Here is a 21,595-nt window from a genome sequence, read left to right on the forward strand (position 1 = left end):
CGTATTCTGCGAAAATCACCGGCATCATCGAATCTCCTGACGTCACCTACTCTGGCCTGTTTTAAACCATCCCGCCAGCGTTATGACCATGAGCGCGGCGAGACCGGCAAGCAGTTCCTGGCGTGTGCCGGGCTGCAGGAGCATGGAGCCCAGAACACCCAGCAGAAGCATAAGTGCCAGCCAGCCCTGCCATGCGGCGGGACAGTTCAGTTTCAGACGGGTGCAGACAATCATGACATTATAGCAGATGATGAACGCCCCCGTCATAGACACAAGAAATGAAAAAACAACTCCGGGTGCCAGCACCGCGGAAGCTGACACGGCAAGGGTCGCCATGGCGCAGGCCAGAATGGCCCTGCGTGGCGGACTGGCCTCTGTCTTCCTGGATGCGAGCAGAGCAGGCGCATCGCCATGACGGGCCATGCCGGACAACACACGCGAAGCGGCGTAGATGCCGGAGTTCAGCGTTGAGAGAATGGCGGTGAGGATGACGATGGTCATGACTGCCGTCGCGCCGGGCACCCCGTAGCGGTTCAGAACAAACAGAAAAGGCGACTGGCCGGGCATAATCTCTGACCAGGGCACCAGACTGACGATCATCCCGACTGACATGACATAGAACACCAGAAGCCTGACCGCGACGGTCCGCATGATCCGGACGATATTGCCGTCAGGGTCCTCGGATTCGAGCGCGGCTATGGTGGCGATTTCAGTTCCGGTCATCGAGAAGACGACGGTCGGCACGGCTGCCAGAAACGCCAGGCCGCCATGTGGCGCGAGACCGCCATGACCGGTAAGATTCTCCGCGACCGGCACGCCGCCATGGATCAGCAATGCTGCGCAGATGATGATGAACACGATGACAGCGACGACCTTGACCATGGCGAACCAGGTTTCGAATTCGCCGTAGCTGCGAATCGACATGAGGTTGACGCCTGTCATGATTGCGAGAATCAGAAATTCGGTGACGGCGTAAGGCAGCGGGATATACGGCTGCAGCAGCGATGCGGACCCGATCACCTCGACGCCGAGCGTCGTGACCCAGACGACCCAGTAGATCCAGCCGGCGACAAAACCGGCAAGCGGACCGAGGCCGTTGCGGATCTGAAACACGAACGAACCGAGGCCGGGCGCTTTGCGGGCCAGATCCCGAAGCATCAGATTGACGAGCATGACGAGCACGCCGCCGAGCCCGTAGGACAGAACAACGACGGGTCCCGCGGTGAGGATGGCGCCGGACGAGCCGATAAACAGCCCTGCCCCCATGACGCCGCCCAGGGAAATCATGGTGATATGGCGCCGGGAGAGTCCGGCGCCGGCGACCGGTGAGAGAGGCTGGTTCCGCTCCGGAAGAGCGACAGACGCGCGCTTCACAGGGTGCCCGGTCCGGGCGTTGCGGAGACGAACGGAAACGTACGGCGCTCCAGAAGTTCGGTGACGGCGCGATGGGCCTGTTCGAAGGCGGCATCCGTGTGCGGACTCGCGCCGGCATCCGAACAGGCGATGGCTATCCTGCCGAAAGGCTGCCGGGCCGTCACGCAGGGACGGGCGGATGTTTCGGTGAACACCCAGTCAGGCGGATCGTACAGGCTGTTATAGGTATAGGCATAACCATGTGGCCAGCGATTCACGGTGATGGCGGCGATATCGGTTTTTTCGTCAAATCCGGCCGGACCCAGTATCCGCTGAAGCTGATTGCGGATTTCCCGTTCAAACTGCTCATACGTCGTGGCGAGCAGCAGACTTCGCCCGGCCCGATGCTGATCGCGTTTCGACAGACCGGGCATTCCGAATGTCTTTATCATGCGCACGACGATCGCGCGGTCCGGGTCCGTGGATGCATGCAGGCCACCGAGCGATGCCGTTTCCGCCAGATCGATTTCCTCAAAATACATTCCAGGACACGTAATTTCCGACACACCAAGTTTCCGGAAAGCCTTCCAGTTCCGCAGGACGACATTGGCGTAGACGATCGGTCCTTTTACACCGTAAGCCAGAGCTTCCTTCTGCGGAGCCGGCAGTTCGGGGATCACGTACGGGATCACCATATTCCAGCACGCCATCACCACCTGCCGTCCCCGCACGCGACGGAATTCTTTCGGTGATGCATCTCCGGCGGCGGACAGAAAAACGGAGACTGTCCCGGCAGTATCGGGTGTGCCGTCATGCGCGACATGCAGAGCCATTGTGCTCAGCCTGATCCGGACGTTCTGGCCGGGCAGGTCGAGAGCGTCATACCGGAATTCCGCAGTCCCCATTTCGTCCTGAGTCCGCGCTCTTGTCACACCGGGAATGAGATGCGCCACCAGAAGACGGGCCAATGTTGCGTTTCCGTCGGGAAAATGGACGGTTTCTTCTGATTGCTTTTGCCGGCCGTGCTGTCCGCCCTGGAGGTCGGAGAGCAGGCCGTCGGGAATTTCACCCAGACCAAGGCCCGAGAAGCCGGGATATCCCATCACCCAGGCAAAGAGTGCGGGCAGTGCGTCACCGCCGACACAGAACACGCCTGCCCCGGCTTTACTGAAAATATTTACGGCATCAGGATCGACGTTTGCGATACGCCGCAGATAATCAGGATACGAGGTTGTAGCGAGAATTTTCTTCTTCGCCGCACTGTCGTGGCCCGCCAGGTAGTCCGGCTGATGTTCCGCTGTGATACGGATCAGGTCCGCACGGGCTCTCGCGGTCAGGGGTGATGTGGAAAGCGAAGACCGGGAAATATAGCGCCACCCGTCCCCCGTGGCATCGGGCGCCTCACGCAGGAGACCATCCTGTCCCCATATCTCGTGGTTAAGAAACAGAGAGGATTTCAGACCCAGTTTTTCATAGAGACCTGAAAGCGGACTGTTTTCCCGTCGATATGCAGCGAGATCGACGCCGATATCGGCGAGAACCATCGCGGCCCACTGATTGTATCGCTGCGGAGATTCGATTTCGAGCGTGCCGCCGTTAAGAACCAGTTCCTGTCCGTCGACCTCGAAGGCGTTGCGTTTCGCATGGCCTCCGAAATCGTCGTGGTTCTCGACGATGAGAATTGTGCTGTCTGCGCCAGCGTATTTTCTGAAAAAATGTGCGGCGGCAAGGCCGCTCAGGCCACCGCCGACAACAACGAGATCATAGATCTCCCCTGTTTCCCCGATCCTGTGTGCAGGGATTGCCCCGTCCCGAAGCGCGTGAGCGGCTTCAAAGGAGCCCGGATGACTGCCACGCAGTCCCGTGCGCCATGGGGGTGGTACGTCATGTTCGTCGGCTGCCACGGCTCTGGCCGGCATGGATGAACAGCCCGCAACCGCAGATGAGACCAGAACACCGCTGACAAAATCACGACGGGATATTGCCGGCGCTGCCCCCGGAAGCTGATTCACCGTCTCCCGGCTCCGGCGATTCATCCGGGCCGGAACTCCATGCGACCGGTCATTTCAGTAAAAGAACTCCAGGGCGTCCCGGATCTGCGGCTGAGGGACTGAGGCCATTGCGCGGCACTCCCGGGGCTGCCGACAACCGGACGGGGCTTTTACCACCCCGGCGACCCTGATGCGGTCGGTCAGGAACGGATGCCCGGCTCGCTGCCCGAGCTGAGACCGGCGGATGCGGCGACTTCACACCACTACAGGCTCGTGTACGGAGGACGGCTGTTTTCATTGTGATAATGATATGAAGCCGGACACGACACAGCAACAGATTTGTTGAAAGAAGACGGGGCCGGGAATGCGGACGCACTGCGCGGAATGATGCCCGGTCAGATTTCGTCGCCGCGATATTTCTGTCTCCGCAGGCACTTCTGGGCAAGCGGTGTCATCCGATGTAAATTGCAGCAGGAAAGCCTGTGATGGAGAGCAGAATGGCTGACGGACGGCTTGTTATCGGAACCAGACGGTATTCTTCCTGGTCTCTGCGCGGCTGGCTGTGCGTCAGGCTGGCCGGGCTCGATGTTGTCGAAGAGGTCATCCCTCTGGCGCAGCCCGATACGGCGACGCGGATCGCCGCGCTCTCCCCCAGCGGAAAGGTACCCTTTCTTGAGCACTGGAATGTCCGGGTGTGGGACAGTCTCGCGATCGCGGAATACTGCGCCGAGATCGAGCCATCTCTCTGGCCTTCCGATCCTGTCGCACGGGGATTTGCGCGGTCGGTTTCAGCCGAGATGCATGCGGGTTTTCAGGGATTGCGGGCATCCATGCCAATGAATCTGGGACGGCATGACCGGCCGCTCGCGAACGGGGTGTCTGACGCCGCCGCAGCCGACATTGCCCGGATCGATGCACTCTGGACGGAGGCGCGCGACAGTTTCGGAGACCATGGCGCGTATCTGTTCGGTACGCAGTTCGGCAACGCAGACGCGATGTTCGCACCGGTTGTCACCCGCTTTCTGAGCTATGGCGTGGCGCTCTCACCCGTAGCCCGCCGTTACGCCGAGGCCGTACGCAGGCATCCGCTGGTCGCCGAATGGTATAACGAAGCGGCAGCGGAGCTGGAAACATGGCTCTCGGACCGCTATGAGTCGGTTGACTGACACCTCTTCAGGACCCGCTGTCACCATTCTGCCGCCCAGGGAGCGTTTTGCCGCCGGTGAGGCCGGCGCCATTGCCCTGCTGGTGCAGCGTCTGGCCACGACGGATGAGATTGTCATCGGCGCCCCGACGCACGCTCCGCCCTTTCCCGGCGTGTGCTTTCTGCCTGTGCGGGACGGAAGCTTTCTGACCGCCCGATGGTCACGGAACGCTTTCTGGCCGCCGTTCGGGCTGCGCTCCGGGCCACAACGCTACGCTGCGGCAATCGCCCGTATGCTCGGGAGCCTCGGTCCGTCAGTTGTGGAAATCCATAACAGGCCGGAACTGGCGTGGTCGCTCCGGACATGGTTTCCTCATATTCCGATGCGGCTTGTCCTGCACAATGATCCGCAAAATATGCGCTGCGCGAAAACCCCGTCTCAGCGGGACGCACTGGCACGCAGACTGGCGGTTGTCAGTGTCTCGGACTGGATACGCGACCGTTATTGCGAGGGAACGAATCTGAACCCAGCGCAATTGTGCGTTCTTCCGAACTGTCTCGATCTTTCCACCCTTCCCCCTGCCCGCTCCGTGGCGGAACGTGAGCAGACCATTCTCTTCGCGGGACGTGTTGTGGCTGATAAAGGGGCTGACGCCTTTGTGGCCGCGTGCGCTGAGGTGCTGTCCGAACTGCCGGGATGGCGGGCGGAGATGATCGGAGCGGACCGTTTCGGCCCCGGTTCACCGGATACCCCGTTTCTCTCGACTCTTCGCCCGCGTGCGTATGCCGCTGGCATCGCCATGACGGGGTATCTGCCCCATGAGGCGGTCATCGGCGCGATGAGCCGGGCGGCTGTTACGGTTGTACCCAGTCGCTGGCCCGAACCGTTTGGCCTGACGGCTCTGGAGGCCATGGCCTGCGGCTCAGCGCTGATCGCCTCACCCCGGGGTGCGCTTGCCGCGCTGGCCGGCGATGCGGCGCTCTTCGCGGACCCGGACCGGCCCGGTGATCTCGCCCGCGCGATCCGACGGATGGCGACCGATTTCCGTCTGCGCGAACGTCTGACCGGACTTGGCTACAGACGAGCCCGGACGTTTGACCTTCAGTCTGCGCGGGACAGACGAAAGAGCGCTCCGGCATTCTGACAGACGTCTGCTCCTGTCCGGATCACATCTTTATCAGCCAGCCCGGAATTCCTTTTATGAATGGCCGCAGGGCAGGACGGGAAACAATTTTCCCTACGCTGTGCATCAACAAACTGTCACCGAAAAGCAACAGGCGCAGCACACTGATGCGTAAACGTAATTTTCGTGTTGCGTAATGAGTGGCGCTTCTGTTCGTTAGCAGAATATCGTTTCTAAGACGCCATCCGGAGGCACCATCTTATCATGACGTCCCGTCGCAGACTTTTTACTGCAACAATCCTCGCAGTTCCGATGCTGGGTGCCTCTGTTGCAGGACAGGCCGCCTCGACAGAAAAACCGACCACCCATCATGGACGGACACATAAATCCACAACACCTGCCAAAACACCGGTCTCCCGTCAGGGCGCGGCGACAGCTAAACGGGCTGCCGTGCCGGCCCGGTCTCTGCCCCGTCCCTCGCAGTATGCCTCCGATGCGAATGAGGCCGTGATTGTCACGGGAACGCACAGTGCGAACCGGCGGGCCCGCCAGAGCATCAGCCCGGTAACGGTTGTCACGTCCGCGGTTCTGCAGCGTTCGGGAATGGTCAATCTCGCCGACGCCCTGACGCGCACTTATGCGTCGATCAACGTGGAAACCATGGGAGCCGACGCGGCGGCGCTTGTTTCATCGATTCATATGCGTGGTCTCACATCTAACCAGGTCCTCGTGCTGGTCGATGGTAAGCGCCGGCATACCACGGCCAACATTACGGCCGATGCCGGCCCGAACTTCGGCGCGACCGGCGTCGATCTGAACATGCTGCCGGCAAACATGATCGACCATATCGAGGTGCTGGAAGATGGCGCCGCTGCGATGTATGGCTCGGACGCGATTGCCGGTGTGGTTAATATTATCACCAAAAAGACCAATCATGGGCTGAATGTCAGCGCGCAGACCGGCGCGAACGCCTATAATGGCGATGGCTGGCAGTATCAGTTCAATGCTGATGGCGGCATGAAACTTGGTGATGACGGCTATCTGCATCTGTACGGTCAGATGTATCATACAGATCATTTCGTACCTAAGAATGTTCGCGATCACCGTCTGATCGGAAGCCAGCCTTCCTATGCGGATGCGGCAACATATACGAGTACAACAGCGAACATTCCAAGCACGTCGAACCATATCATGAGCACGCCGGAAGAGACGCGTGAGAATTTCGGTCTCGACTGGGGCAAGCCCCTGAATGACGACGTGATGTTTTACGGAAACATCACATATGCGCACCGTCATTCTGAAGCTTACGAGAACTATCGTGTTCCCAACGTAGGCGGAGGTGTCGCCGAATCTTACTGGCCGTGGGGTTTCTCTCCGCTTGAGACAATCGAGGAGAACGATTACGCCGCAACGGTCGGCGCCAAAGGCGACAACTTCATGGGCTTCGAGTGGGATGTATCGTCCACTTACGGCGCGGATTACGATAAGGTCGGCAACAAGAACACCATCAATACGGGTATGTTGCAGTCGACATGTTCGACGGATGCTTCCAGCTCTTATTATTCAGCTATCGGATGCGGCTGGAGCCCGACGCAGGCGCGGGCTGAAAGCTACAACATGGCGCAATGGACGAATAACGTCGATTTCCGCCGTCACTTCAATATCGGGCACGTCGTCCCTATGACACTGGCTTTCGGCGCGGAACAGCGCATGGAATCCTATCAGATCTGGGCCGGCAATCCGACGTCCTATACTCTCGGCGGCACGCAGGGTTATGCGGGCCTGGCGCCGCAGAATGCGGGCAAATGGTATCGTGACATCTGGGCCTGGTATATGGACGGTGATTTCCACTTCACCAAGAAGTGGGAAGTGGATTTCGCTGGTCGTTTCGAACATTACACGGATGTCGGTGACACCGAGAACGGCAAGGTTTCAACCCGCTACGATATTACAAAGCGCATCGCCCTTCGCGGCACGATCAGCACGGGCTTCCGTGCCCCAACCCTGGCTGAAGAGCATTTCAGCGCCATGAACGTTTCACCGACGGGTGCGTCCGGCATGCTGTCCGCAGCCTCTCAGGGCGGCCTTAAGCCGGAACGCTCCACCAGCGCTTCAGGTGGTATCGTCGTTGAACCGGTAAAGGATTTCCATGTTGAGGCTGATGTCTATCAGATCAACATCCGGGACCGCATCGTTCAGGGTGCGCAGATTCAGGGCACCGAGGCTATCGCCGCCATTGAAAACATGGGCTTCAGTCTTCCGGCCAACAGCTATACCGACAGCAACATTCAGGCCTATTCACTGACGAACGGCGCCAGCACGCGCACGCAGGGTGTGGATATCAAGGCTGACTACGCCTTCCATCTTCATCAGTACGGCAACCTGCTGCTGAGCATGCAGATCAGCCTTAACCGGACGCGTCTGCACCACAACGGTGTCGGTCCGAACGGTCCTCTGCTGAATGCGGAAAATATCGGCTACATCACGACAGCCTATCCACGCAGCAAGATCATTCTGAACGCGTATTACACCTACCGGAACTGGGATGTTAACATTCGTCAGACCCGTTACGGCCAGACCACGAACATGCTGCAGTATGAAGACTGGGCTCCGGCAGCCCTGCAGTACAACCTGAAACAGTTCTATCAGTTCAACAACACACCTCACTGGCTGACAGATATTGAGGTTGGCTATCGCTTCAACAAGATCTGGCATGTCGCTGTGGGTGTTAACAACGTCTTCAATGTGCGTCCGCGCCGCGTGAACGAAATTGCAAACTATCTTGGAGCCGAGATTTACGACGAGGCATCGTCCCAGATTCCGATGACGGGTGGCTATTACTACGGTCGTGTCAACGCATCGTTCTGACGAACCTTCCCGCGCAAGATCTCTTCATCTTCCGGAAAACGAAAAGCAGGCTTCGGCCTGCTTTTTTTTGCGGTGTTTATATATTTTGCGAACAGAGGACAAAGCAGGCCCTGCCCTCCCTGGAAAGGGTCGTCATGCGAGGGCGTACTGCGCACGACGCCCCTTCGTTCCTTTATATTTAACCAGCCGGGATCAAAGGGACTGCGTCCCTTTGTGGGGTTCGGGGCAAAGCTCTGAGTAGGCAGTTCATCTGTATTTGCAAACCTTACAAATCCTTTTTTGTTGCCTGACCTGTTATCCGAACTGTGCCGTTACGGATCTGATTTTCTCTCACATACCGCAGGCCGCTCCAGGAAGCCCCGGCAGATTGCCTTTATGCCGACATGCAGACCGGCTACAAAATTCTGTGACTGTCGCTTCTGATCCCCGAAAACGCGGCGTCTGCCCGTGAAGCTGCCCAGCAGGCGATCCGCTGCAAGTTGCTCTCCAGGCATGAGTGAGTCACAACTCGCGGCCCCAGTTGTGTCGGCCAGCGGAGATGGTTATGCGCAGGACAATTGCTGACGTGCAGAAAATGAAGCGCATGGGTGAGCGTATCTCCATGCTGACGGTCTACGACTGCGCCTCCGCTCTGATCGCTGAACGCGCCGGAGTTCCGATGCTGCTTGTCGGGGACTCTCTCGGCATGGTGATGCTTGGCTACGATACCACTCTGCCGGTGACGCTTGACGACATGGTGCGACATGCCGCCGCGGTAACGCGTGTAAGCCGCGAGGCTCTTGTGGTCGGCGACCTTCCGTTCATGACCTATGCGACGACGCAGGACGCCGTCATCTCCGCCCGGAGGATGATGCAGGAAGGCGGAGTTCAGGCACTGAAACTTGAGGGAGGGGCTGCGGTCCTGCCTCAGTTCCGCCGTCTGGTGGAACTCGGCATACCGGTGATGGGACATCTGGGACTGACTCCGCAATCCCAGCATCAGATCGGCCTGCGGGTGCAGGCGAAACGAGCCGCTGAAGCACGGCGTTTGCTGGAAGATGCGCTGGCTCTGGAGACTGCCGGAGCATTCGCACTGGTTCTGGAACTCGTTCCTGCGCCACTGGCGGAAGCGGTCTCAAAGCATGTCAGCATTCCGGTGATCGGGATCGGTGCTGGCGCGGGCTGCGATGGACAGGTGCAGGTCTGGCACGATCTGCTGGGTCTGTTCGAAGAAAAGACGCCGCGCCATGCCCGGCGCTATGCCAGTATCGGAACAGCTATGGAAAATGCGGTGCGGGCTTACGTCGCGGATGTACGGGCGGGATCGTTCCCCTCGGCAGCGCAGAGCACGGTTATGGATGAAGCTGAACTCGCCGCGGCGCTGGATGCTGTCAGCACGAAAGACCGGGGCTGAACATGCAGGTTCTCCCGACAATAGCTGAAATCCGGGAAGCGCGTAAAAGCCTGGATCAGCCTGGATTTGTGCCGACAATGGGATTTCTGCATGACGGACATCTCAGCCTCATCAGGCGTGCCATTGAGGAATGTGGCGACGTCGTGGTCAGCATTTTCGTCAATCCGACGCAGTTCGGTCCGGCCGAAGATTTCTCCCGTTATCCGCGCGATATGGAGCGGGACCTTGCTTTCCTGCGCGAGGCCGGCGTGGCGCTCGTTTTCACACCGAATCCTGACGAAATGTATCCGCCGGGGTTTGCTACAGCCATTGATGTCGGGCCTGTTGCCCAACCGTTGGAAGGCGCGGTACGACCGGGGCATTTTTCCGGGGTGGCGACAGTGGTATGTAAGCTGCTCAATATTGTGCAGCCGGCCCGGGCCTATTTCGGACAGAAGGATATCCAGCAATGCGCCGTGATCCGGCGACTGGTGGCGGATCTGAACATGCCCGTTGAGATCGTAGTTGGCGGCACTGTCCGAAACACTGAAGGGCTCGCGCTGTCGAGCCGTAATGCCTATCTGAGCGAGACGGAACAGGCTCAGGCGACGGTCCTTCACCGGGCATTGCAGGCGGCCCGGACTCAGGTCGAACTGGGTGAGCGGAACGCGCATGTTCTGAAAGCCGTGATCGGCGATATGCTGACGGGAGAGCCCGGCCTGTCGGTCGACTATATCAGCGTAGCGGACCCTGATGATCTGCGGGAGCTTGAGTGGATCAGGGACCGGGCTGTTGCGTCCCTGGCCGTGCGTGTCGGGAAGACGCGGCTTCTGGATAATGTGTTTCTGACGCCGGGATAATCGGGTCAGGCGCGACATGCGCCCGACACTCGAAAGCGTTCAGTCTTTCTTGTAGCCGAGAGACTGGTCATTACCAGTCGCCCCGTAATAGCGATAAGGCAGAAATTTTCCGGTCATGGTAAGTCTGACCCGGTCACCTTTCGGGTTCGGCTGACGTTCCAGTTCCATGTCGAAATCGATGGCGGACATGATGCCGTCGCCGAATTCCTCTTCAATCAGCGCTTTCCATGCGGGGCCATTGATCATGACCAGCTCATAGAATCTGTAGATCAGCGGATCTGTCGGCGGCATCGGACTGCCTCGCGCGGGCACTTCGTTCAGCAGGCGTTTTTCCTGCTCCGTGAGTCCCAGAAGAGCGGCTGCGCGCTCGCACTGAGGTTTCGTCAGCTTCATCTGACCAAGCAGGGCGCCGACAATCAGAATTTCTGACATCCCTCCGATTTCACCGGCGATATACCGCCAGCTCCAGCCGCGTTCGCGTTTGATATCTGCTATTTTTTCGGTGAGTTCGGCCCGTTTCACAATCATCTCTCCTGCTTCTGCCCGCGCCATGATAGCGCCACAGAAAGGCATCGCAGAACTTATTCGGGTCCTGGTTGCCGGTTTTTCCAGGGAAAGGTCCGATACGATTCTGCTTTGCCACCGGATGATCCGTAAAAAAAAGCTGAAATGGAAAAATCCCGCGTCCTCACAGCAGTAATTGTCTTACGTGAAAGGTGTCTGTCCGGTTCCGGGAACGATCCTGGCATTGAATCATCCGGATTGCATGACTCTGACCGGCGACCACTTCTCTGATCATGTGGCTTAGGATCGCTGCATTCTGCCGCCTATATTGATGATACTGATGCTGAACGTGAGTGCTTCACGAAAGCCGGGAGTGTTTTACTGACCATCCTCCGCCAGCAGCCCCTGCCGGATGAAGAACCGGGGACAAAACCCAAAAAAAACCACGTCTGTATTTGCAAAGCATACAAACGCCCGGATAATACAGCCAGAGGACAGGGTCCGCTTCCGGGATTATGGCCTCCTCCGGACAGCTTATGGCCGCAGATGCGTCACGCTTTCTCCGGACAGTCCGGTCCAGCGACGGATCTGCGGATTCCACATGACGCGAACACCGGCAGCACCGCCGTTGATACGACAGTCGGTGCAGACATAGTCAGACCAGTCGGCAGGTGTCGCCGGGAGCTCCATGAACCGGCGTGCGGTGATATGGGCTCCATGCGCGATTGCCATATTCGTCCAGGCGGTGGTGGCGAGCCTGTCATCGTTGCTGCTGACAGGCAATGGCGCAACGGAGCGGACCGGAGCGAGAAACCGGGTGCCGCTTCCGTCATGAACTTCCGTGGTGGCGCCGGAACAGGCAACAGCCAGTTTGCCCTGTTCGCCGGCAAGAGTGCAGTCACCCTGCTTTCTGCCCCTGAACACGATGCGAGGCGCCAGGTCTCCGTGATCAGAGCCCAGTGTGAGTGTGCCGCTGTCCTCCGGGCCAATTGAGACGCCAGGAAAACGGGCAACCGGCGCGGCGATGGAGGGTGCGCTCAGCGCCCCTGACGACTCCACCGTCAGACCGGCTTCCGGCACCTGGTCGCCTTTCGCCGGGCCACCTCCGATATGAAGTGACTGAAAAAAAGCCAGACCGTTCGCGTACAGCGCAAAATCCGTGAGATGCTGTGCCGCGGAGACACGGAGATCGGCGTCCCGTTCACCGGGGGTCAGTTGTCCGAGAATAATGTTGTGAACGGTTCCGTGACGAAAGACGAGACCGTCCGAAAGACCGTAATGGCCATTCAGACCACCCTGAAAATAATGGGCATACAGGCATTCGTGCTTACAATTATAAATTTCGTCATACCCTGCGACAGTATTGCCACCGTCGAAATCATCTCCGTCATAGGAGCGCATGTTAATGATCTGAGCTTCGCCTATGACTGAACTTCCGTTCGAACCATCATCGATCTGCAGCACATGATTCCATGCCCAGGTATGGCCGAAATTATTGGTGGAAGGCTGCTGCGCAAGAATAAACTGACCAACCGCGTCGTGAGATGCCGTGTGTGAGGCACCGTCTGCATCGATCCATTTCTGGTAACGGTCATTGTTGGTAATTCGGATTGATTCCGCATTTTTCTGGTAATCCTGCCGGCCGCCGGAGCTTTCGAAGTCACCGAAAATGACAGCCGCCTCCTCTCCTCGCGCCGCAGTGAACCGGTAGGACAGGCCGGCGCCCACACCTCCCATGATCTGACTCTGATCCGTCACATTCGGAAAACCGGATGAACCAGTGGTCTGCGTTGCGCCAAGCAGGAGAGTCGGCACCGCGCAGGCTGTCACAGTACCGGAAATGTAATAGCGGCCGGCCGGAACGATGACGGTTTCGTTATGCTCGCATGCGGTCTTATAGGCCGCCCGGAACGCATCCGTATCATCATCCGGCACGAAATCGACCAGAGCCGTCGGATGCAGGGGTCTGGTCAGTCCCTGACCAGCTGAGCTGGAAAAGGTGACATCCCGACCGGAAATCTCCGAGATCGTGCTGCCTGCGGGAATCCCGTCAGCCTGGATACGCATACCGGCTGCCAGGCCGTCCGGAGTCTGCACTGTCAGACGATGTGTCCCGGCCGGAGCCTCCGCGATGAGACTGCGAACGAAAGCGCTGCCTTTTGCGCCGAAATCCCGGACATCGACATATCCGGAGGTCGTATCGGAGGGAAAGTGATCTGTCGCCGCGACGGCAGCAGTCACGACAAATGCGAAGCGGACCGCGACGGCACAGAGAACTGAGTTTCGCAGCATGGCCTCTCCTCGTTCAGCACCATCCGTTCACCGATTCCGGCGCGCCGCGGCGTTTCGGAAGCGACTGAAAAGGAAGTCACTGAGATATCCGGATATTCGCAGCGATATTTGCTCCCGACAGCACCCGGGTCTGTCGGGATATCAGGCCGCCCCGGAACGGGGCCAGGCATGAGGCTGGCCGGAGAGTGTGTTTCAGAACCTTGAAAGCGGCATTTCGAGACGATGATCCGGTGTGTCACCGACTATTTTCAGCACGCCGAAATTCTCGGATGTCAGGGAGAATGAGACGGTCACTTTGTCGTCTTTCCCTACCCAGGTGTTATCCGTCGTGTGACTCAGCGCGAAATCGGCAGTACTGCTTTTCTGCAGGTTCTTCGGAAGATGCACGAGCAGCCGACTTGCCGGCCCGGCTGCCCGGTTGGCGGCGATCATAACCGGCGGCATGCCCATGGACATCCATTTACCGGCAATGGCCGGAGCCGGATAGATCGTCTCCTTGCCGGCAGCCGGACTGGCGGCGGGATCGGCCGCGTTCGCGGGCAGCGCGCTCAGGCTGGCAACCGTGAGGAACAGGGCTGCAGCGAGGGTCTTATTCATGAGGGACATCCTTTGCCTGACAACCGGAGAGGGATCGCCGGTCTGTAAAGGGCCGGCCCGGACCGCCCCAGCCTGGTTTCTGATGTGCCGGAGACAAACCGTATCGTCCAGTCCGCATTACGGAGTTCAGATCTGCACGATACTGCCGAAGTCGAATGACTGGCCGGCCGGGTTCTCGCCGATGCGGACACGGTCTGGCGTGAGCATACGGTGTGGGGGCACCGGAAGATTATATGGTGCCGGCACGCCGGCAAAAACACGCCCGGCGAGATCAAATTTTGACCCGTGACAGGGACAGGCATATCCGCGCTGCGCCGGATCGGCGCTTCCGGCACCGTAAGTCGGGACACAGCCGAGATGGGTGCAGACCCCGACCAGAAGCCCGTATTCGGGAACCAGAGACCGGTGCCAGTTCGCGGCATAGGGAGGCTGCTGAAGAATTTTTGACTCAGGGTCACGCAGTCTGCTGGTCAGCGCCGGAGATTTCAGGCGCTCCAGGGATTCCGATGTCCGCCGCGTGATGAAAACGGGACTGCCCCGCCAGACAACGACAATCTGCTGGCCTGGTGCGATGGGAGAAAGATCGACATCGACCGGGGCATGCGCGGCGGCGTTTTCGGGTGGAATCAGACTGTCCAGAAATGGCCAGGCAAGCGCACAGGCGCCGGCGGCCACCGTCGCACCGGTTACAAGAGTGAGAATATCCCGGCGAGGCGGGCTTGCCGGCCCGTCCTCGGAGGACGGATCTGTGGCGGACGGGAAACCGATCATGTCTGTTCTGCTAACGTTACAGGCCGTTGCCGCGCAAGGGCCAAAGCGCATTCAGGGAATCGGATGGAAGCTGCCGGGTGTACCCTGATCCGTATCGACATGCTGAGCGGGACGGTCGACTCTCAGGGTAAACAGCTTCGGCAGGGACATATCCGGATTGGGACATTTGCCGGAATGTTTCTCCATAACGTCGATCATGGTGGCTGTTGGCGGAGAATTGCCATTGACGACGAACAGAAGACATTCCGGCCGGTCGCCGGTCATCCCGTTGCGGGTAACCGTCAGTCTCAGATGCTGCACGAGCGCTGTGTCATCGAACCAGCTTACCGGTTTGAAAGTATACTGATCGACAAGCCGGTCCATCAGACCGGACTTCGCCAGAATGATCATGAGCACCGTGATCGGAAGAACGAGAATCAGCCGCCTCACAATGTGCTGGCGCAGGGTCCTGCCTTTAAACGGCCCGCTGGTGAAGCGCTGCGGTTCTTTGAGGTTTTTGGGTGTAACCGGAGCCGCCATCAGATTTTCTCCTTCCACGAGAAGCCATCATCCCGGAGCAGATCATCTGATGAAGAGGGACCGCAACTCCCGGCGGGATATGTCTCCATGGGCCGGATATTGTCTGCCCAGCCATCCAGAATGGGTTCGATCCAGCGCCATGACGCCTGCACCTCATCGCGGCGGATGAACAGAACCTGATCGCCCCGGACAACGGCCATCAGCAAATCCTCATAAGAGTCGGGATACCGCGTGCCGAATGCTTTCGCATAGGACACATCCAGAACCGCCTCATGCAGTCCGAAGCCCGCAGCGCGCGGGTCCTTGCTTGCCAGAGACAGCGATACGCCTTCATCGGGCTGTATACGGATCACCAGGCGGTCCGGTTTCGGCGGTTCGCTGAAGATTGCCCAAGGCTGCGGTCTGAATTCGATGACGACTTCGGACTCCTTGCGCGCCATCCGTTTACCGGTCCTCAGATAGAACGGCACGCCGGCCCATCGCGTTGTGCGGACTTCCGCACGAATGGCAAGAAATGTCTCCGTGTTGCTGGCAGCGACACCGAGATCGTCCAGGTATCCGTCGACCGGCTTCCCGCCGATCTCACCGGCCACGTACTGAGCGCGGACGGTATCGCGGGCGATGGTGTCCGGGTCCATTGGTTTCAGGGCACGCAGAATTTTGAGTTTCTCGTCGCGGAGATCGGTGGCGGACAGCGCGGTCGGCGGCTCCATGGCCACCAGGCTGAGGATCTGCAGAAGGTGGTTCTGCACCATATCCCGCAATGCGCCGGCCGTATCGTAGTAGGGGCCACGCTTGCCGACGCCGACCGTCTCGGCGGCTGTAATCTGGACCTGGGCGATGGAATCAGCGTTCCAGACTCTTTCAAGGATCGGGTTCGCGAATCTCAGCGCCAGAATATTCTGGACTGTCTGCTTGCCCAGATAGTGATCGATACGGAAAATCTGCTCTTCCCGGAAATGCCTTCCGACCCCGTCATTGATGGCCTTAGCCGAGGCAAGATCGGTGCCGATCGGCTTTTCCAGAACGATCCGGGTTGCTTCCGTGATCAGACCATGAGCGGCAATAGCGTCCGCCGTCAGCACATAAAGCTTCGGTGCCGTTGCAACATAGAAAACCCGGACGCGATCCGCATGCGTGGCGAGCAGTGCCTCAAGGAGGCTCCAGCCGGATGCGGCCCGGTCACTGGCATCCAGGGAGACATAATGAACAAGATCCAGAAACGCCGTTACACCGTCCCTGTCCTGTGAGGCGGAAAACGCGAACTCGACAAGCGCTTCTCTGGCGCGTTCACGATAGGTCTCAGTCGACAGCGCGGAACGGGCCACGCCAATGATTCGCGTGTCCAGGGCAATTTCTCCCAGACGAAAACGCTCATAAAACGCCGGAAGCAGCTTACGCATCGTGAGATCACCGGTCACGCCGATAATCACGTAGTCGAAGGACAGGGAGTGCGATTCGTCCGTTACCCTGCTGATCGCTGCGTGCGCAGTTGTGTCCTGACCGGCGTTTTCAGCCATCTGCGATTTCCCTTCCGGGTGAATTTTGCCATGGATCTGGCGTTGACTCACGAATGCGGCCTCACGCCTCGCATATCCGGGTCACGCGCGGCAAGAGGCGCGGTCGTGTTTATGCTTATCTGGAAAACGGAGCCGTCCACGGAGGGTTCCGTAACGCGGGCGCACCCGCATTCCCGAATTGACCGGCAGGGCCTCAGCGGGATAATGCCGCGCTTCGACCTGTCCCCGTCCGGGGATCATCTGAACGAGGAGAGCGCGGATTATGGATAGCGATGTGATGTCAAACGGCGATGATGCCGCGGTTGGTGGCATCGCGGCCGACCGGCTCCGCAGCATCATCGAGCGTGTCGAGCGTCTGGAAGAAGAGCGCAAGGCGCTGGCCGGCGACATCAAGGACATTTTCTCCGAAGCGAAATCAGCCGGTTTCGACGTGAAGGTGATCCGGCAGATCATTCGTATCCGCAAGCAGGAGCCGGCTGAGGTTGAGGAGCAGGAGACGCTGCTCGACATCTACCGTCGCGCGCTGGGTATGTAAGGGAGCATGTAAAGCTCCGTTACAGATGTTTCGTGTGATCCGTCATGGCGCATTTTCCGCAACTGCGCGATGATCGCGTTGTCTGGTATCCGGTCTTTTGCCGGATGCCGGAACGTCCTTACGGAGCGTTCGTCTGACAATGTCACCTGTAATTCCTGACTGGCTGCCCCTCTGGGGACAGATGCTGCTCCTCACGGTGCTGGCGGTCTCCGGTGTGGCATTTCTCCTGATGCCGTTTGCGGTGTTCGGGCTGAAAGGACGACTGTCCGAGATCGAACTTCAGCTTGCCGATGTCCGCGCCGATCTTCGGGTGATTGCCATGCGGCTGGGATCGGTGGCCCCGGAACCCGCAGGCCGGAACGCAGTGACGGCTGCCGTTTCCGTAACTCCGGAAGAATGGGTTCCTTCGGCAAAGCCGGAATCGATGGCTGCGGAACCGCAGTTCCGGCCGGTAGCGAAGCGGCAGACAGAAACACAGCAGAACCCGTCGCCTTCTGTTCCCCGGGCTGATGCGCCCGCCGCCGCGTCGCGTTCCGATGACCGGGATGAGGATGGATATTTTTTTCCGCCATCGGCAAAGACAGAGAAGCCGGAGACCGAAAAATCTCCGGGTATTTCGCCGGACCGGCCGGTTGCCGATCGGCACACAACGGAAAAAACCGGCTCCGGTGACGTTGCACGGTCTGGCGACGATCTGTCAGCACGCGTGACTTATGGATTCTCGACGGTACCCAGAGTGTCTGACGCCTACGAACCGGAGCAGAATATTCTGCCTGAACTTCGCGCTTCACGTCAGAACAGGGCCACGCGCGAAGAAAATACACGCCCGGACCATGATCAGCCGCAACAGGGTCGCCGTATGCCCTGGCACGAGCCGCCTGACGAAAATATCGGCAGACGTGGAACTGATGATGGCCGGCCATCAGGAGAGCGCACTGAACCTGTGCTGCGCTGGCCTTCCCGTCGTCCTGATTAAATCCGCGGGTCCCGACCGATAACCGGGCGGAGTGAATCCCGTACGATCACTGACTTCCGGCTGACCGAAGCCTTATGGCGCTTTGGTCGGCAGCGCGGTAACGGGCACAGCGGGCATTCGGAAGATGAATTTGATCACTCTGCCTTCTGTCTCGACCACAAGGCTGCCGCCATGCGCCTGCGCGACTTCGGACGCGATGAACAGGCCAAGTCCGAGACCCTGATTTTTGTCGGCGGACTGACCCCGGCTGAACGGGCTGAACATTCTGCGAATAATGTCGGACGAAACCGGTTCGCCCTCATTAATGACAGACAGTTCGAAGCCGGACGGGCGGCTTGCTGCCCGGAGGATGACGGGTGTGCCGGGTGTGCCGTAGGACACGGCATTCCGGAGAAGATTGGTGACGAGCTGCGCGAGCCTGCCCGGGTCGCATGAAACCGGTGTACTGCAATCGAACTCTGTCCTGATGACGGCGCCCGGAGCCGCTGTGCGGACCTCGTCGATAATCTGCGTCAGAACTTCGCCTGGATCCGTGCAGGTCTCACGTTCGAGCACAAGCCCGTCACCGAACCGGATTTCTGTGAAGTCCAGCGTGGTACGGATAAGACCGTCCATGCGGCTCAGAACGCGCCTGATCTGCGGAACGAGTTCGGCCAGCCGCTCGGGACGGCGTTCGAGCAGACGCAGACCGGACTCAATGGCAGTCAGCGGATTACGCAGTTCATGAATAAGCACCGCGATGAATTTTTCGCGCTGGGTTCCATGCTCCTGTTCCTGCTCAAGCGCGACTTCACTGCGGCGGAGCTGCCCGAGCGACTGCAGGTTAAAGCCGATCAGCTCCGCGAAAAGGCGGAAAATGTCACGCGTCTTCTCGGAACCGACATCGCAGAGATTTCGGCTGAAACCGCAGAGCGTGCCGAAAAACTGGCCGTCCGGCAGCAGGATGGGCACGGAGATGTAGCTTCTGATCCCGTATTCAGACAAAATTTTATGCTGATATCCACCGGTTTCCGGCTGCACATCGGCGATTACAACGGCGGTCTGCGCCGACCTCACATCCCGGCACAGCGTCTGCTCAACAGGCAGCAGATCCCCGGGCGCCAGCCCGAACTCCGCACGATCATCAACGGCACATGCGACCCAGCGTGTTGCGGTGACATGAGCAATCGCAGAGAAGGAGACGCCGGTCGTACGGCACACAGCATCCAGGACGGTGGCCACACCCGGAATCTCACGCACAGCGACTACTTCTGATGGAAGATCGATTTTAAAAGTCACGATATCGCAAGACGCTCCACAGAAATGCCTTTCATGTCGCGTGTCGCCATAACAGGCCGGGTCCGGCAAGTCGACTGCCACAGTTCCGCTGAAAATTCAGGAAAAATCTATACTCTCGCGCTTTTGTGCTCAGTTTTTACATTCGTCCGGGATATTTTTCACTGCCTGCACCAGAACAGCTCTCAGTTCGCTGACAGACTCCGCTGTCGCATCTTCCGGGTTACCCCCCGTCAGAGCATTTGCGAGAAGACGCATCTGACGCCGTGCGGCATAGAGCTGATCCAGAAGAGAAAGCACGACAGGGAGAGCGTCCTCATCGACACCAAGATCGTCCCGGAGTTCAAGGATCAGCTTCGCTCTGACTTCGTCCATTTCCTGAAACAGGTAATGTCCGGGTGCACCATCGGCGCGGAGCCAGTCCCGTTCCACCCAGGTCGCGATCTCCCCGGTGCTGATCCGTCCGAGGCGGACAGCAAGCGTCTCGATCGTGATCATTTGCTGTCTCCCTGCGATGCCTCCGCGAGATCAGGCGATGGCGCCTGGCTCTTCAGGAATTCCCTGAACTTATCGTCGGCTTTGCCGATATGCACCTCAAGGGTCACGTAAAGATTCCCGGCTTCCTGCTTACCGTGCGCCTTCACGCCCCGCCCGCGCAGACGCATGACGGTGCCGGTATCCGAACCGGCCGGGACATTCATCCTGACGGATCCTGACGGCGTTGGCACAGTGATCGGGCCGCCAAGAACGGCAGTGCGAACGTCGACGGGCAGACGTTCGCGCAGATCGCGTCCGTCACGGGTATAGCGGGTATCCGGTGTGATGCTGATCGTAATAAGGGCATCTCCGGCGGGTGCGCCCTTGCTACCTTCATCTCCTTTACCACGCAGCCGCAGCACCTGGCCGTCCTCAATTCCAGGTGGAATTTTGACGTCCAGCGTCGAGCCGTTCGGCAGGGAGACACGTGAGGTCGCTCCCAGAACGGAATCGATAAAGCTCACGGTCAGCGCATAGGAGCGATCCTGTCCGCGCTGCGGGCCGGACGGGCGCTGGCTGAAGCCGCTGCGACCGCCGAACATGCTGCCGAAAATGTCGCCAAGATCATCCTGGGAGAAGCCGCCGCCGCCTGCACCGCCGCCATAACGAAAACCCTGCGCGCCCTCGGCGAAATCACGGTAGCCACCATTGGCGCCATAACCAGGCGGAGCGCGTTCCTGTCCTGTGGCGTCGATTTCTCCGCGATCATACCGGCCACGCTGCGTCTCGTCCGAGAGCAGATCATTGGCACGGCTGATGGCTTTGAATTTTTCTTCCGCCTCCCTATCGCCCGGATTGAGATCCGGATGATATTTCTTGGCCAGCGCGCGGTAGGCCTTGCGGATTTCGTCCTGGGTCGCGGTTCGCGCGACACCCAGTGTCTGATATGGATCGCCTGCGCTCACTCACTCCCCTCCTTCTGGCGATGTTTTGATACCAAAACTCTCTGTGTCGAGCAAATCAATCAGCACGGCGACCGCCACATCCGCGGAGATCCCGTTCTTTTCGGCATCCGCCACCAGTGCATTCAGCCGCGGCTCCAGAAATTCCGCCGCCTTTCCGAGCGCCATAAATCTGCTCCAGTTCCTCTCTGCGGTCTGACCGCAAATATGTATCTACCGGCCACCCGAGGCTCCCTGCATGAGGCGAACCCTGAAGACCGCTGACCAGTCCCGCCGGGCGTCACAACTGCCTGACAGGTCTGGTTTACATTCCGTTTCTAAAAATAATGGGAACGCCACACCGCCTGGTCAATGGCAGGGGTGAAATGAAAGCCGCGCAGAGTTCCCCGATGAGAGGATCGGTCAGGTCGGAATTTCCCGGAGTTTTCAGTCTCCCGGCGAGGGAGGATGGAAAA

General features: G+C 59.1%; 19 protein-coding genes. 7 read left to right on the top strand and 12 right to left on the bottom strand.

All coding sequences use genetic code 11. The features are described 5' to 3' along the window. Positions 1-42: 42 nt before the first annotated feature. Together GOB93_RS13275 and GOB93_RS13280 are read right to left on the bottom strand one after the other, a co-directional pair. A complete protein-coding gene (locus GOB93_RS13275) occupies positions 43-1,374 on the bottom strand; it encodes an amino acid permease (protein ID WP_338422377.1) in 1,332 nt (443 codons plus the stop codon). Continuing rightward, the gene (locus tag GOB93_RS13280; protein ID WP_173583987.1) at positions 1,371-3,389 is read right to left on the bottom strand and encodes an NAD(P)-binding protein; all 2,019 of its coding nucleotides are present in this window, start codon (positions 3,387-3,389) and stop codon (positions 1,371-1,373) included. The genes GOB93_RS13275 and GOB93_RS13280 overlap by 4 nt, the downstream gene beginning before the upstream one ends. Before the next feature lie 452 nt (positions 3,390-3,841). Here GOB93_RS13280 and GOB93_RS13285 point away from each other — a divergent pair, with 452 nt between their 5' ends. The 5 genes from GOB93_RS13285 to panC all read left to right on the top strand — a co-directional run bounded on the left by GOB93_RS13285 (position 3,842) and on the right by panC (position 10,712). Then, on the top strand, positions 3,842-4,510 hold the full coding sequence (locus GOB93_RS13285) for a glutathione S-transferase family protein (RefSeq protein ID WP_173584046.1): 669 nt from the start codon (positions 3,842-3,844) through the stop codon (positions 4,508-4,510). Then, a complete protein-coding gene (locus tag GOB93_RS13290) occupies positions 4,494-5,633 on the top strand; it encodes a glycosyltransferase family 4 protein (protein ID WP_173583988.1) in 1,140 nt (379 codons plus the stop codon). Before GOB93_RS13285 ends, GOB93_RS13290 begins: the two co-directional genes overlap by 17 nt. Before the next feature lie 243 nt (positions 5,634-5,876). Beyond that, the gene (locus tag GOB93_RS13295; RefSeq protein WP_173583989.1) at positions 5,877-8,480 is read left to right on the top strand and encodes a TonB-dependent receptor plug domain-containing protein; all 2,604 of its coding nucleotides are present in this window, start codon (positions 5,877-5,879) and stop codon (positions 8,478-8,480) included. Positions 8,481-9,024: 544 nt separating this feature from the next. Continuing rightward, a complete protein-coding gene (panB, locus tag GOB93_RS13300; RefSeq protein WP_173583990.1) occupies positions 9,025-9,873 on the top strand; it encodes a 3-methyl-2-oxobutanoate hydroxymethyltransferase in 849 nt (282 codons plus the stop codon). 2 nt (positions 9,874-9,875) lie between these two features. Then, complete coding sequence (gene panC, locus GOB93_RS13305; RefSeq protein ID WP_173583991.1) at positions 9,876-10,712, top strand: pantoate--beta-alanine ligase; 837 nt, start codon at positions 9,876-9,878, stop codon at positions 10,710-10,712. A gap of 39 nt (positions 10,713-10,751) precedes the next feature. Here panC and cynS read toward each other — a convergent pair whose 3' ends face one another. The 6 genes from cynS to zwf all read right to left on the bottom strand — a co-directional run bounded on the left by cynS (position 10,752) and on the right by zwf (position 16,915). Next, on the bottom strand, positions 10,752-11,240 hold the full coding sequence (gene cynS, locus GOB93_RS13310) for a cyanase (RefSeq protein WP_194300064.1): 489 nt from the start codon (positions 11,238-11,240) through the stop codon (positions 10,752-10,754). Positions 11,241-11,750: 510 nt separating this feature from the next. Beyond that, positions 11,751-13,508, bottom strand: coding sequence for a hypothetical protein (locus GOB93_RS13315; RefSeq protein WP_173583993.1), 1,758 nt, complete (start codon positions 13,506-13,508; stop codon positions 11,751-11,753). Between the two features lie 192 nt (positions 13,509-13,700). Next, on the bottom strand, positions 13,701-14,105 hold the full coding sequence (locus GOB93_RS13320) for a hypothetical protein (RefSeq protein WP_173583994.1): 405 nt from the start codon (positions 14,103-14,105) through the stop codon (positions 13,701-13,703). A gap of 126 nt (positions 14,106-14,231) precedes the next feature. After that, on the bottom strand, positions 14,232-14,876 hold the full coding sequence (petA, locus tag GOB93_RS13325; RefSeq protein WP_173583995.1) for a ubiquinol-cytochrome c reductase iron-sulfur subunit: 645 nt from the start codon (positions 14,874-14,876) through the stop codon (positions 14,232-14,234). A gap of 51 nt (positions 14,877-14,927) precedes the next feature. After that, positions 14,928-15,395: a hypothetical protein gene (locus tag GOB93_RS13330; RefSeq protein WP_173583996.1), complete on the bottom strand. Its 468-nt coding sequence runs from the start codon at positions 15,393-15,395 to the stop codon at positions 14,928-14,930. Further along, positions 15,395-16,915, bottom strand: a complete 1,521-nt coding sequence (gene zwf / locus GOB93_RS13335) for a glucose-6-phosphate dehydrogenase (RefSeq protein ID WP_173583997.1) — start codon at positions 16,913-16,915, stop codon at positions 15,395-15,397. Before zwf ends, GOB93_RS13330 begins: the two co-directional genes overlap by 1 nt. Positions 16,916-17,177: 262 nt before the next feature. Between zwf and GOB93_RS13340 the strand changes: the two genes are divergently transcribed. Together GOB93_RS13340 and GOB93_RS13345 are read left to right on the top strand one after the other, a co-directional pair. After that, on the top strand, positions 17,178-17,450 hold the full coding sequence (locus GOB93_RS13340; protein WP_173577137.1) for a DUF2312 domain-containing protein: 273 nt from the start codon (positions 17,178-17,180) through the stop codon (positions 17,448-17,450). A 139-nt stretch (positions 17,451-17,589) separates the two neighbouring features. Next, positions 17,590-18,426 carry a hypothetical protein gene (locus GOB93_RS13345; RefSeq protein ID WP_173583998.1) on the top strand — a complete coding sequence of 279 codons (837 nt, stop codon included), beginning with the start codon at positions 17,590-17,592 and terminating at the stop codon, positions 18,424-18,426. 72 nt (positions 18,427-18,498) lie between these two features. Here the strand turns inward: GOB93_RS13345 and GOB93_RS13350 are convergent, their stop codons facing one another. The 4 genes from GOB93_RS13350 to GOB93_RS13365 form a co-directional block, all read right to left on the bottom strand. Then, entirely contained in the window at positions 18,499-19,704 is a 1,206-nt protein-coding gene (locus GOB93_RS13350; RefSeq protein ID WP_173583999.1) for an ATP-binding protein, read from the bottom strand. Positions 19,705-19,833: 129 nt separating this feature from the next. Beyond that, positions 19,834-20,199, bottom strand: a complete 366-nt coding sequence (locus tag GOB93_RS13355) for a chaperone modulator CbpM (RefSeq protein ID WP_173584000.1) — start codon at positions 20,197-20,199, stop codon at positions 19,834-19,836. Next, complete coding sequence (locus tag GOB93_RS13360) at positions 20,196-21,143, bottom strand: DnaJ C-terminal domain-containing protein (RefSeq protein ID WP_173584001.1); 948 nt, start codon at positions 21,141-21,143, stop codon at positions 20,196-20,198. Before GOB93_RS13360 ends, GOB93_RS13355 begins: the two co-directional genes overlap by 4 nt. Next, positions 21,144-21,308 carry a hypothetical protein gene (locus GOB93_RS13365; RefSeq protein ID WP_173584002.1) on the bottom strand — a complete coding sequence of 55 codons (165 nt, stop codon included), beginning with the start codon at positions 21,306-21,308 and terminating at the stop codon, positions 21,144-21,146. Positions 21,309-21,595 lie beyond the last annotated feature (287 nt).

Origin of the sequence: Acetobacter musti, from assembly GCF_011516835.1 — a bacterium.
Classification (GTDB): Bacteria; Pseudomonadota; Alphaproteobacteria; order Acetobacterales; family Acetobacteraceae; genus Acetobacter; species Acetobacter musti.

Coding starts and splice junctions, on each gene's coding strand:
- GOB93_RS13280 (WP_173583987.1), bottom strand. CDS start 3,389: ATGAATCGCCGGAGCCGGGAGACGGTGAATCAGCTTCCGGGGGCAGCG.
- GOB93_RS13285 (WP_173584046.1), top strand. CDS start 3,842: ATGGCTGACGGACGGCTTGTTATCGGAACCAGACGGTATTCTTCCTGG.
- GOB93_RS13290 (WP_173583988.1), top strand. CDS start 4,494: ATGAGTCGGTTGACTGACACCTCTTCAGGACCCGCTGTCACCATTCTG.
- GOB93_RS13295 (WP_173583989.1), top strand. CDS start 5,877: ATGACGTCCCGTCGCAGACTTTTTACTGCAACAATCCTCGCAGTTCCG.
- panB (WP_173583990.1), top strand. CDS start 9,025: ATGCGCAGGACAATTGCTGACGTGCAGAAAATGAAGCGCATGGGTGAG.
- panC (WP_173583991.1), top strand. CDS start 9,876: ATGCAGGTTCTCCCGACAATAGCTGAAATCCGGGAAGCGCGTAAAAGC.
- cynS (WP_194300064.1), bottom strand. CDS start 11,240: ATGATTGTGAAACGGGCCGAACTCACCGAAAAAATAGCAGATATCAAA.
- GOB93_RS13315 (WP_173583993.1), bottom strand. CDS start 13,508: ATGCTGCGAAACTCAGTTCTCTGTGCCGTCGCGGTCCGCTTCGCATTT.
- GOB93_RS13320 (WP_173583994.1), bottom strand. CDS start 14,105: ATGAATAAGACCCTCGCTGCAGCCCTGTTCCTCACGGTTGCCAGCCTG.
- petA (WP_173583995.1), bottom strand. CDS start 14,876: ATGATCGGTTTCCCGTCCGCCACAGATCCGTCCTCCGAGGACGGGCCG.
- GOB93_RS13330 (WP_173583996.1), bottom strand. CDS start 15,395: ATGGCGGCTCCGGTTACACCCAAAAACCTCAAAGAACCGCAGCGCTTC.
- zwf (WP_173583997.1), bottom strand. CDS start 16,915: ATGGCTGAAAACGCCGGTCAGGACACAACTGCGCACGCAGCGATCAGC.
- GOB93_RS13340 (WP_173577137.1), top strand. CDS start 17,178: ATGGATAGCGATGTGATGTCAAACGGCGATGATGCCGCGGTTGGTGGC.
- GOB93_RS13345 (WP_173583998.1), top strand. CDS start 17,590: ATGTCACCTGTAATTCCTGACTGGCTGCCCCTCTGGGGACAGATGCTG.
- GOB93_RS13355 (WP_173584000.1), bottom strand. CDS start 20,199: ATGATCACGATCGAGACGCTTGCTGTCCGCCTCGGACGGATCAGCACC.
- GOB93_RS13365 (WP_173584002.1), bottom strand. CDS start 21,308: ATGGCGCTCGGAAAGGCGGCGGAATTTCTGGAGCCGCGGCTGAATGCA.